The organism is Pseudomonas sp. 05T35 (genome assembly GCF_056396605.1).
This window is the reverse complement of sequence record NZ_JBFTLU010000841.1, coordinates 1-728: the sequence shown is the minus strand read 5'-3', so window position 1 is coordinate 728 and position 728 is coordinate 1. Positions and strand designations below refer to the sequence as shown.

Below are 728 nucleotides of genomic sequence, written 5' to 3'. Positions count from 1 at the left end.
ACTTTGCCCAGTATATGTTGCAGCATGGGATTACGCTGTTTCCAATCGCTGATGATCTGCAGCCATACCCTGATTATACGGTGCTCAACACGCTCCTCGTGTATCTGGTTTCCTTGCCGTTTGGCCGTGTATCCATCCTTTCGATGGGTTTCCCTTTTTGTGTTGCCGCCGCCTTGATGCTGGTGTTTATTTACAAGCTGGGTGCGCTGCATGAAAAAAAATGGGGTGCCTATGGTGTTGTGTTTGCTCTGTTCACTTGGTCATTCTTGGACGGCGTAAACTCCTTGGCGCTGGATGTATACCCTGCACTTTTTACCGTGATGTGCTTCTACCTGGCCTATTCGGGAGAGGTGCATAAACAACGTTTTCGGTTGCTACTGGTACTCGCGGGACTTGCGCTGGGCTTTGCATTTCGTGGCCCTATTGGCCTGATCGGCCCTGCCAGTGTAGTTGCCTCCTATTATCTGTTAAGCCGGCAGTGGCGCATGCTGGTGGTGTTCTCCTTGTTCGCGGGCCTCGTCCTGGCCATAGGTATTGCGGTGCTGGCATGGGCTGCCTACGTACAAGGTGGTGACGCCTTTCTACAAGAGGTCTTGATCATGCAGGGGTTGGGGCGGTTTGGCAGTGATCACGCGCCCCGTTATTACTTCTATTTCTCTGCAGGCTTGCTGACCTATGGCGTAACCGCTTTTATTGCTTTGAGCGTCATCATCAAGAAGGGTAAGTAC

1 protein-coding gene is annotated in these 728 nt (G+C 51.9%); it reads left to right on the top strand.

The window, feature by feature from the left end:
- The coding region (locus tag AC1DH9_RS30215; RefSeq protein ID WP_477809464.1) for an ArnT family glycosyltransferase at positions 1–728 on the top strand (728 nt) is incomplete at both ends.